This window comes from Pseudomonas syringae CC1557, from assembly GCF_000452705.1.
Classification (GTDB): domain Bacteria; phylum Pseudomonadota; class Gammaproteobacteria; order Pseudomonadales; family Pseudomonadaceae; genus Aquipseudomonas; species Aquipseudomonas syringae_F.
In genome coordinates this window covers 1,893,281-1,903,388 of sequence record NZ_CP007014.1, presented here as the reverse complement: position 1 = coordinate 1,903,388, position 10,108 = coordinate 1,893,281, and the positions used below count along the sequence as shown (strand labels likewise).

Below are 10,108 nucleotides of genomic sequence, written 5' to 3'. Positions count from 1 at the left end.
GGAGTGCAGGCACGATAATCAAGCCGGCTATCCCGACCCTCGTTCCCACGCTCTGCGTGGTAATGCCTTTCGTGACGCTCTGCGTCACACAGCGGCTCTGTGTTGTCAGGTATATGGGTGTCCGGCTCAAGTCACCTTTTCGCCCCTCGGCGACCTACTTTGATGGGGCCAAAGTAGGCAAACCCCTTCGCTCCGGTTTCCGGCCCGACTTCGTCGGGTTCCTTCGTCCTGACACTGATCCGGGGGTCGCCGCAACGGGCCATCCATGGCCCGGTGCAGCTAACTCGGCATCCTTGCCGAGTTACCCCGGATCAGCGCCAGGACTCAGCCGTCACTAACGTCGCACTCTGCGTCGTCAGTGCCATCGCGGTCGAAAAGCCTTTTAGAGCAGGTGGGCTAAAGCCACGGTGATCTGACGGCGCTTACTTATCCGAATGCCCCTGCGCCATGGCGACCACCACTTTGCGTTTGCCGGTAAACGGCGCGCGGGAGTGGGCGGTGAGCATGTTGTCGAGCATCAGCACGTCGTTTTCCAGCCACGGGAAGCTGACGGTGCAGGCGTCGAGCACGCCGCGGATTTCGTCCAGCAGGCTTTCTTCGATAGGCGAGCCGTCGCCGTAATAGACGTTGCGCGGCAGGTCTTCCTCGTCCACGACGTCCAGGAGGGTTTCGCGCACTTCCGGTTGCAGGTTGGAGATGTGGAACAGGTGCGCCTGGTTGAACCAGACCGTGTCCTGCGTTACCGGATGGCGAGAAACGGCCTGGCAGATCTGCCGGGTGCGCAGCTCGCCGTCGTCTTTCCATTCGCATTCGATGTTGTGTGCCCGGCAATAGGCCTCGACCACGCTTTCGTCTTCGGTATTGAACACCTGACTCCATTCCACATCGAGCCCGTTGCCGTAGTTGCGCACGTACATCAGCTTTTTGTCGATGAAGCGATCGCGGATGCGCGCCGGAATGCGCCGGTAGATTTCCCGACTGTCGGCAATCGGCGTTTCACCACCGGTCTGCGCCGCGATCATGCTGTAGAACCAGATTTTCATCGGCCAATCCAGCGTGTAGGCCTGCTCGTTGTGCAGCGGGATGCTCTGATGCGCCGGGTATTCGGTCGAGGTATAAACGCCCTTGGTCACGTTGCTGCGCGGCGTGGAGCCAAACTCGTAATTAAGCAGCGGATCACCGAAACCCGCCGCGAATTCACGAAACACTTCAGCCCCGCCGACTTCGAAGCCGCGAAACAGAATGCCGCCCGCGCTGTACAGGTGCTCAGCCACCAGCGGCTTGAACTCGCCCAGCGCTTCCATCAAGTCCAGACCTGGCTCGGGCGCCTGCACCACCATGGGCAAACTGCCCGCCCCTGCCAGCAGCGGCCGGATATCCAAACTCAACGCATGACTCATGATGTCTCTCCCTTGGTGGCAAAAGCGCCCGAACCCCTGCGGCCTGGCGCAACACCCATGTGCAGATTGAACGTACTTCCCGGCTGGAAAATTAGCCGTCTCGCGTCATTTCGAGCCCGCTGCGCCTGACCTTCGATGCCTCTGAAACAATTTTTTTCATTTAAACGCAAAATATTCCTAGAGGAATCTCATTCTCATTCGTCTTTAATTGAATGCGGGGCTTTATTTGCCCGCGTGTGCACAGAGCGCCCAGCCTGATGGCCGCTCAATACCGTGAATCGAGATTGCTTATCCATGTCGAAGAAGTCCCGCTCAAAAATCTGGTTTCTCGTCCACAGCTGGCTTGCCCTGCCCATCTGGTTCTTCGTGCTGATCGTCTGCGTGACCGGCACGCTGGCGGTGGTCAGCAAGGAAATCATGTGGCTGGCCAACCCGGAGATGCGCGACAACCGCCCCTCCGACGATGCGCAACGGATGAATTTCGAACAGATTCGCGCCACCATCGAACGCAACGAACCTGAGCTGATCGTCGGCACGATCATGCAACCCGACGGCGACTATTTCGCCCTGAGTGTGTTCGTCACTTACCCGGACGGACGCTCGGTCCCGGCGTACGTCAACCCTTACACCGGGGTGATTCAAGGCCTCACGCCATCGTTCGATTTCCGCCGTTTCACACGCGCCCTGCACGGCTGGTGGCTGGTGCCGTTCACCAATGGTTACTCGTGGGGCTGGTACCTGGTGTCGATTCTCGGTCTGCCGCTGCTGGCTTCGCTGGTGACCGGGCTGGTGGTCTACAAGAAATTCTGGCGCGGTTTCTTCAAGCCCGTGCGTTTCAGCCAAGGCCCACGGATCTTCTGGGGCGATCTGCATCGGCTCAGTGGCGTGTGGTCGATCTGGTTCATCGCAGTGATTTCCATCACCGGCACCTGGTTTCTGATTCAGGCGATTCTTGGCGATAACCAGATCAGTATTTCCAGCAAATCCCAGGTCGCCTCGATCATCCCGCACAACGCCGTGCCGCTGACTGCCGACGGCAGCCCGGCGCCGACCATCAGCCTGGCGAAGGCCGTGGAAATCGCCAAAGAGCGGATTCCGGGTCTTGAGGCCAGCTTCATCACTCCGCCGTTCAATGCCTACAGCAACATGCAGGTGGGCGGGCGCAGCTGGTATCCGCTGATGTTCCAGACCGCTGAAATTAACCCGTACAGCGGTGAAATAGCCGCTTCGCACCTGTTGTCGGACCGCAACAAGCTGGAGTTCGTCACCGAATCCATGCGCCCGCTGCACACCGGCGACTTTGGCGGTATCTGGATCAAGCTGATCTGGGCGTTCTTCGGCCTGCTGCTGAGCATGATGGTGCTCAGCGGTCTGTTGATCTGGAGCAAGCGCACTGCGATAGCAACGATCAATGCACTCAAGCGTGAAGCCCGAGCCAGGCCTGCCGCATACACCCCGGAGATAAACACCTCGCCGCTGACGGCCCGCACCCCGGAGAACAGCCTGTGAGCAAGGTCGCTGTCGCACCACCTGTTTCGTCGCTCAGCCGCTTCTGGCACAAGTGGCGCTTTCACATCAACGTGCTGCTGGTGTTGATCCCGCTGGGTTTCATGCCCAAGTATTTCTCCGACGTCTCGCTGGATCGCGGCGATCAGGGCCTTGGCCAGCGCGAGGTCGGCGAGATTCAGGTCGGCCCGTGGAGCCTGCGCCTGGCAGAAGACCGCAGCGAAGCCCCGCGCCTGTCCGGCCCGTCGGGCTATATGAAAAGCTTCAACGCCGCGTTGTGCAGCACCTGCATCGACCGCGTCAAGGCCACTTACCTGCGCATCGGCAAACCGCGCAGCCTGCGCACTGCCGGGGTGATTTTCTTCGGCGGCGGCTACCGCATGAGTGCGTTCATGCAGATTCCGGAAACCACCAGCCCCGATTCAGACCTGTGGATCACCATGGAAGGCTGGGACGGCGCCGTGCATCAGACTTCCATCCCTCTGCAACAGGCTTCGCCGACTACGGTCGCGTGGCTGAAGAAACAAGGAGCCAAACCATGAGTGCCCGCCCTTCCCTGCGCTGGCTGACGGCCAGTGCGCTGTGCCTGCTCGGCCTGAGCGGCAACGCTCTGGCGCACAACCCGATGTGCGAATGCAAACAGATCGATAACGAACAAATCCGCTGCACCGGCGGTTTTTCCGACGGCAGCGGCGCGCCGGGAGTGACCCTCGACGTGATCGGCTACGACGAAACCATTCTGGTACCCGGCAAGCTCGGCGAGGACTCGACCGTGACCTTCAAGCGCCCGGCTTCCGAGTTCTACGTGCTGTTCGACGCCGGTCCCGGGCATGTGGTGGAAATCGATCAGGCGGATATCCCAAGCCCATGAGTGCGCCGACCCGACACATCATCCGTCCGGCAGGTGCCGGGCATGAAACCCTGTACGTTCTGCTGCTGTGCCTGCTGATCCTGGCCGCTGCGGCAAGCGTGGTCAGCCTGCACCGCGACAAGCAGGACGTGCAGAGCGTTGCCAGCCATCAGCTCGATGCACGCCGCGACCTGACCGCTGCCGAACAGGGCATCTACGCCGACCTGCGCGTGACGCTGGACGAAATCCGCCTGCTGGCAGCCGAGCAGCAAACGCCGATCACCCCACAGCAACTGGGCGAAGAAGGCTTCGCGCCGTTCGCCCAGGACGCCAGTTCGGTCAGCCGGGGCGGTCATGCCTGGCAAATGGTCGGTCAGTCCTACCTGGGCCTGAGCCAGACGCCGAGCGTGGCCGGGTCGTTTCTGATGCGTGTCGATTCGGGCGAGCAGCCCGACATCTGGATCAACCGCAGCGCCTCGATAACCGCTGTCAGCGACCTCGGCGACAAGGTCCTGATCGATGCAGGCTGGAAGCAGGTCATCGCGCAATTCGATGCTGGCGTGACCCGTCAGCACCCGCACTGAAACTTCGCATTCCTTTGAAAGAAGACCGCTTGCCCATGCCTATTTCATTCAAACGTCGCCCTTTTCTTCGCGTTCTGCTGGTGAGCCTGTTTGCCGCCGTGCTCGCGCCCTCCAGCTACGCCGCCGACCCGGCCAAGCGCCTGCGTATCGGCATCACTCTGCACCCGTATTACAGCTACGTGAGCAACATTGTCGGGGACAAGGCCGAGGTGGTGCCGCTGATCCCGGCCGGTTTCAACCCGCATGCCTACGAACCGCGCGCCGAAGACATCAAGCGCATCGGCTCGCTGGACGTGATCGTGCTCAATGGCGTGGGTCATGACGATTTTGCCGACCGCATGATCGCGGCCAGTGAAACGCCGAACATCAAGACCATCGAGGCCAACGCCGACGTGCCGTTGCTGGCCGCCACCGGGGTAGCGGCGCGCGGCGCGGGCAAAGTGGTCAACCCGCACACGTTCCTGTCGATCAGTGCGTCCATCGCCCAGGTCAACAACATTGCCCGCGAGCTGGGCAAACTGGACCCGGACAACGCCAAAACCTACACCACCAATGCCCGCGCCTACGGCAAGCGCCTGCGGCAGATGCGCGCCGACGCTCTGGCCAAGCTGACCAAGGCCCCCAACGCCGACCTGCGCGTGGCCACAGTGCATGCCGCCTACGACTACCTGCTGCGCGAATTCGGCCTGGAAGTGACGGCGGTGGTCGAGCCAGCACATGGCATCGAGCCCAGCCCGAGCCAGTTGAAAAAAACCATCGACCAACTGCGCGAACTGGACGTGAAGGTGATCTTCTCGGAGATGGACTTCCCGTCCACCTACGTCGACACCATCCAGCGCGAATCCGGGGTCAAGCTCTACCCGCTGTCGCACATTTCCTATGGCGAATACACCGCCGACAAGTACGAGAAGGAAATGGCCGGCAACCTCGACACGGTAGTGCGGGCAATCCAGGAGTCCGGCGCATGACGGCTGCACAGCACCTCGACATCATCCGCCAGGGGCCGGGCATCGAATTCAACCAGGTGAGCCTGACCCTCGGGCGCACCACGATTCTCGATCAGGTTCATTTCAACGTGCGCGCCGGCAGCGTCCACGCGCTGGTCGGGCCGAACGGCGGCGGCAAAAGTTCGCTGATCAAGACGCTGCTCGGCCAGACCCCGCATCAGGGTCAACTGAGCCTGCAATGGCCGGCCGCACCGGGTCTGATCGGCTATGTGCCGCAGGCGCTGGAGTTCGACCGGGGGCTGCCCATGACCGTGGACGATTTCATGGCGGCCATGTGTCAGCGACGTCCGGCGTTTCTCGGCCTGTCGAAGCACTATGCGGCGGCGATTGGCGAGGCGCTGGAAAGGGTCGGCATGCAGGACAAGCGCAAACGGCGCATGGGCGCGCTGTCCGGCGGCGAACGGCAGCGCGTACTGCTCGCACAAGGGTTGATCCCTGCGCCGCAATTGCTGGTGCTGGATGAACCGATGTCGGCGCTCGACGAAGCGGGTATTCAAGTGTTCGAGCGCTTGCTCGGTGACTGGCGGCGTAGCGGCATCACGGTGCTGTGGATCGAGCACGATCTGGACGCCGTGCGGCGGCTGGCTGATCAGGTGACCGGGCTCAATCGGCGGGTACTGTTCGACGAGCCCGCCGCCACGGCCCTGACGCCGGAGCGCCTGCTGACGCTGTTTTCTGCTCATCCTCGCACTGCGGATGTCGTTAACGGGAGCGCTGCGTGATGGATTACGAAACGTTTCGCCTGTTCATACAGGGCCTGGCGTCATCCGGTTATCTGCCGGAAGCGCTGGCCTACGGCTTTGTGGTCAATGCCCTGCTGGCCGGACTGTTGATCGGCCCGGTGCTGGGCGGCCTGGGCACGCTGGTGGTGGTCAAGCGCTTTGCGTTTTTCTCCGAAGCAGTGGGCCATGCGGCACTGACCGGCGTGGCCATCGGCATTTTGCTCGGCGAACCCTATACCGGCCCGTATGGTGCCCTGTTCGGTTACTGCCTGCTGTTCGGCATCGTCCTCAATTACCTGCGCAACCGCACCGGGCTGGCACCGGACACGCTGATCGGGGTGTTCCTCTCTGTGTCGCTGGCACTCGGCGCGAGCCTGCTGTTGGTGCTGGCCGGCAAGATCAACGTGCACATTCTGGAAAACGTGCTGTTCGGCTCGGTGCTGACGGTCAACGGCAATGACCTGCTGGTGCTGCTGATCGTCGGGTCGCTGGTCATGGGCCTTAGCCTGCCGCTGTATAACCGCATCATGCTGGCCAGTTTCAACCCGCAACTGGCCGCCGTACGTGGCGTGGCGGTAAAGACCCTGGATTACCTGTTTGTGATTCTGGTGACGTTGATCACCGTCGCTGCGGTGAAAGTCATCGGCGCGATTCTGGTCGGTGCGCTGCTGGTGATTCCGGCGGCGGCAGCGAGGTTATTGAGCCAGTCGCTGAAAGGCTTCTTCTGGATCTCGGTGGCCATCGCGACCATCAGCACCCTGTGCGGCATCCTGCTGCCCATCGTCTTCGACCTGCCGGTGCCGTCCGGCGCGGCAATCATTCTGGTGGCGGGCATTGCTTTCGCCCTGGCCGCCATCGCTCGCGGCACGCTGCCGAGCCTGAAAGGGAATATTGGATAAATGCTTACGTTACGCACATTGACCCTGGCGCTGGCCATGACCGGACTGTTCGGCAACAGCCTACATGCCGCCGATACCAAAACCGAAAGCGAACAACCGGTACGAGTGCTGGCCAGCCTGCCGATCACCTATGGGCTGGGCGAGATGTTGCTCAAGGACAGCGGCGTGGTGCTGGAGCGCGCGGCCGCTGCCAACCTGCCCGGTTCGCGCCAGACCGCGTATTTCACCGGGCGTGGCGCTGATGCCTTGCGTGGGCTGGCGAACAACGCCGACGCGGTGATCGGCTTGCGTTCGATCTGGGCCGATGACCCGCTTTACCCGAACGCCCGGCGCAGCAACATCCGCATTGTCGAGATTGATGCGGCACGGCCGGTGGACGGCAGTTTGCCGGGGATCGCCGTGCAGCCGGGTCAAGGCACTGACGGGCTGAACAGCCAGCCGTGGCTGGCGAGCAATAACATGGGGCGTATGGCGGACGTGCTGGCGGCGGATCTGGTGCGCCTGGCACCGGCCGCCAAGCCGAAGATCGAGGCCAATCTGGCGGCGTTCAAGCAGCAGTTGCTCAAGCTCAGCGCCAGCAGTGAAGCGGCGCTGGCCGGTGCTGATAATTTGAGTGTGGTGAGTTTGTCAGATCGCTTTGGCTATTTGATCAGCGGGCTGAATCTGGAGCTGATCGACAGCCAGGTGCTGACCGACGAGCAGTGGACGCCCGAGGCGTTGGGCAAGCTGAGCGCCACTCTCAAGGATAACGACGTGGCGCTGGTGCTTGATCACCGTCAACCGCCAGAACCGGTCAAGGCTGCGATCGAGGCGGCGGGCAGCAAGCTCCTGGTGCTGGGAATTGATGGCGCTGATCCGCTGGTCGAGTTGCAGGGGGATATTCAGGGGATTATCAAGGTGCTGGCTGGCAAGGGGTAAGGTTATCGTGCCTCACGCTCCAGTGGGAATGCAGATCGCGACGCTCTGCGTCGCAAAGAGGACGCGGAGCGTCCGGAACGGCATGCCGACGCGGAGCGTCGCACGATCACTGCGCGGAGCATCGGCACGATAGTTGAGGTTATCATTCCGCACGCTCCAGCGTGGGAATGCAGGTCGCGACGCTCTGCGTCGCAAAGAGGACGCGGAGCGTCCGGAACGGCATGCCGACGCGGAGCGTCGCACGATCACTGCGCGGAGCATCGGCACGATAGTTGAGGTTATCATTCCGCACGCTCCAGCGTGGGAATGCAGGTCGCGACGCTCTGCGTCGCAAAGAGGACGCGGAGTGTCCGGAACGGCATGCCGACGCTCTGCGTCGCACGATCACTGCGTGGAGCATGGGCACGATCGTCGGTAACCCTTCAATCAGGCCGTCTGCGCTTCCATCTTCTGGCGCAGGCTCAGGGGGCGCATGTCGGTCCAGACGTCTTCGATGTAAGCCAGGCATTCTTTCTTGAAGCCGCTTTTGCCAACCGTACGCCAGCCGTTGGGAACAGCCTTGTAGTCGGGCCAGATAGAGTACTGTTCTTCGTGGTTGACCACGACTTGAAAGACGATGTCTTCCCGATCGAATACTGAAGTCATTGCTGCTCTCCGTGTGTGTTCAGCGCTGCTGTGCCAATTCACAGCAGCTATAGGGATTGAACGTATCGCTACGTCGAAAAATTAAAGCTGTGCGACGGCGGCATTAAGCGCGCGACCGAAAATTGCGGCCACTTCGTCAATCTGCTCGGCGGTGATCACCAACGGTGGCAGGAAGCGCACCACGCTGCCGTGCCGACCGCCGAGTTCCAGAATCAGCCCGCGCTTGAGGCATTCGCGCTGGATCAGCGGGCCCAGGCGGCCAAACACCGGTGGATGACCTTGCGCGTCTGGCAAGCCGGCTGGATCGACAAGCTCGACGCCGAGCATCAGCCCACGACCACGAATGTCGCCCAGTTGCGGAAAATCGCGTTGCAATGTTTGCAGATGACCGACCAGCCGAGCGCCCATGGCCGTCGAGTGCTCGCAGATATTGTGTTCCTGAAGGTAGCGCATGACCGCCGAACCGGTGGCCATTGCCATCTGATTGCCACGGAACGTCCCGGCATGCGCACCCGGCAACCAGGTGTCGAGCCACGAGCGATAGACCACCACCGCCAGCGGCAGGCTGCCACCGATGGCTTTGGACATGACCACTGCGTCGGGGATGATCCCGGCATGCTCGAAGGCGAACATCTTGCCGGTACGGGCAAAGCCGCTCTGCACTTCATCGACGATCAGCGCCACACCGGCCTTTTCGGTAATGCGGCGCACACCGCGCAACCAGTCGAGGTCGGCAGGGATCACCCCGCCCTCGCCCTGCACCACTTCCAGAATGACCGCTGCGGGCAACTGCACGCCCGCTTCCGGGTCATTCAGCAGGTTTTCCAGGTAATGCAGGTTGGCGCGCACGCCCTGTTCACCGCCCAGCCCGAACGGGCAGCGGTAATCGTAGGGATACGGCAGAAACTGTACGCCCGCGCTGAGCAAGGCACCCAGCGGCTTTTTCGGCCCCAGGCTGCCCATCAGGCTCAACGCGCCCTGGCTCATGCCGTGATAGGCACCCTGAAACGACAATACAGTGCTGCGCCCGGTGGCCGTGCGTACCAGTTTCAACGCAGCTTCCACTGCATCGGTGCCGGTCGGGCCGCAGAACTGAATCTTTGCCTCGCGAGCCAGCGCTGGCGGTAGAAGGCCGAAAAGGTCCTGAACGAACTGGTCTTTCACTGGCGTGGTGAGGTCCAGGGTGTGCAGCGGCAGTTCATCGGCGATCACCTGCTGAATGGCTGCAATCACCACCGGGTGGTTATGCCCCAACGCCAGCGTGCCGGCGCCTGCCAGGCAATCGATAAAGCGCCGCCCTTCGACGTCCTCGACGTGAATCCCCTTGGCGCGCTTGAGCGCCAGCGGAATGCGCCGAGGATAGCTGCGCGCATTCGATTCCTGACGATTCTGCCGCGCGAGCAATGGCGATTCGTCGAACTGGTAGAGCGTCTCAGCCGCTGCCGGCGTAATCCGGGTCAACTGATCATCGATAAACCTGGTAGCGACTGACATCTGTGCAACCCTCAATACGCTGCGTTAATGACCTGATGCATGATGGTTGGCCATGCCGGTTCAGGCGTTTATTCCTTGCATTG

Annotated in this window: 11 protein-coding genes; 8 read left to right on the top strand and 3 right to left on the bottom strand. The window is 61.8% G+C overall.

Going from position 1 to position 10,108, the window contains the following annotated elements:
* Nucleotides 1-422: 422 nt before the first annotated feature.
* Nucleotides 423-1,400, bottom strand: a complete 978-nt coding sequence (locus tag N018_RS08950) for a TauD/TfdA family dioxygenase (protein WP_024643515.1) — start codon at nucleotides 1,398-1,400, stop codon at nucleotides 423-425.
* Nucleotides 1,401-1,694: 294 nt separating this feature from the next.
* Here N018_RS08950 and N018_RS08945 point away from each other — a divergent pair, with 294 nt between their 5' ends.
* Genes N018_RS08945 through N018_RS08910 form a run of 8 tightly spaced genes read left to right on the top strand, consistent with a single transcriptional unit; the run spans nucleotide 1,695 to nucleotide 7,886 of the window.
* A complete protein-coding gene (locus N018_RS08945) occupies nucleotides 1,695-2,909 on the top strand; it encodes a PepSY-associated TM helix domain-containing protein (protein ID WP_025389369.1) in 1,215 nt (404 codons plus the stop codon).
* Nucleotides 2,906-3,448: a hypothetical protein gene (locus tag N018_RS08940; RefSeq protein ID WP_025389368.1), complete on the top strand. Its 543-nt coding sequence runs from the start codon at nucleotides 2,906-2,908 to the stop codon at nucleotides 3,446-3,448. The genes N018_RS08945 and N018_RS08940 overlap by 4 nt, the downstream gene beginning before the upstream one ends.
* Nucleotides 3,445-3,777 carry a hypothetical protein gene (locus tag N018_RS08935; RefSeq protein WP_004664615.1) on the top strand — a complete coding sequence of 111 codons (333 nt, stop codon included), beginning with the start codon at nucleotides 3,445-3,447 and terminating at the stop codon, nucleotides 3,775-3,777. The genes N018_RS08940 and N018_RS08935 overlap by 4 nt, the downstream gene beginning before the upstream one ends.
* The gene (locus N018_RS08930) at nucleotides 3,774-4,340 is read left to right on the top strand and encodes a DUF6162 family protein (protein ID WP_025389367.1); all 567 of its coding nucleotides are present in this window, start codon (nucleotides 3,774-3,776) and stop codon (nucleotides 4,338-4,340) included. The genes N018_RS08935 and N018_RS08930 overlap by 4 nt, the downstream gene beginning before the upstream one ends.
* 35 nt (nucleotides 4,341-4,375) lie before the next feature.
* The gene (locus tag N018_RS08925) at nucleotides 4,376-5,308 is read left to right on the top strand and encodes a metal ABC transporter substrate-binding protein (RefSeq protein WP_024643510.1); all 933 of its coding nucleotides are present in this window, start codon (nucleotides 4,376-4,378) and stop codon (nucleotides 5,306-5,308) included.
* Nucleotides 5,305-6,069: a metal ABC transporter ATP-binding protein gene (locus N018_RS08920; RefSeq protein ID WP_025389366.1), complete on the top strand. Its 765-nt coding sequence runs from the start codon at nucleotides 5,305-5,307 to the stop codon at nucleotides 6,067-6,069. The genes N018_RS08925 and N018_RS08920 overlap by 4 nt, the downstream gene beginning before the upstream one ends.
* A complete protein-coding gene (locus tag N018_RS08915; protein ID WP_003406943.1) occupies nucleotides 6,069-6,968 on the top strand; it encodes a metal ABC transporter permease in 900 nt (299 codons plus the stop codon). The genes N018_RS08920 and N018_RS08915 overlap by 1 nt, the downstream gene beginning before the upstream one ends.
* Nucleotides 6,969-7,886, top strand: coding sequence for a metal ABC transporter substrate-binding protein (locus N018_RS08910; protein ID WP_025389365.1), 918 nt, complete (start codon nucleotides 6,969-6,971; stop codon nucleotides 7,884-7,886).
* 426 nt (nucleotides 7,887-8,312) lie between these two features.
* On the opposite strand, the gene N018_RS08905 is transcribed toward N018_RS08910, so the two are convergent.
* Both N018_RS08905 and N018_RS08900 read right to left on the bottom strand, forming a co-directional pair.
* Nucleotides 8,313-8,531, bottom strand: coding sequence for an MbtH family protein (locus N018_RS08905; RefSeq protein WP_024644006.1), 219 nt, complete (start codon nucleotides 8,529-8,531; stop codon nucleotides 8,313-8,315).
* A gap of 81 nt (nucleotides 8,532-8,612) precedes the next feature.
* Complete coding sequence (locus N018_RS08900; RefSeq protein ID WP_025389364.1) at nucleotides 8,613-10,025, bottom strand: aspartate aminotransferase family protein; 1,413 nt, start codon at nucleotides 10,023-10,025, stop codon at nucleotides 8,613-8,615.
* Nucleotides 10,026-10,108: the final 83 nt, after the last annotated feature.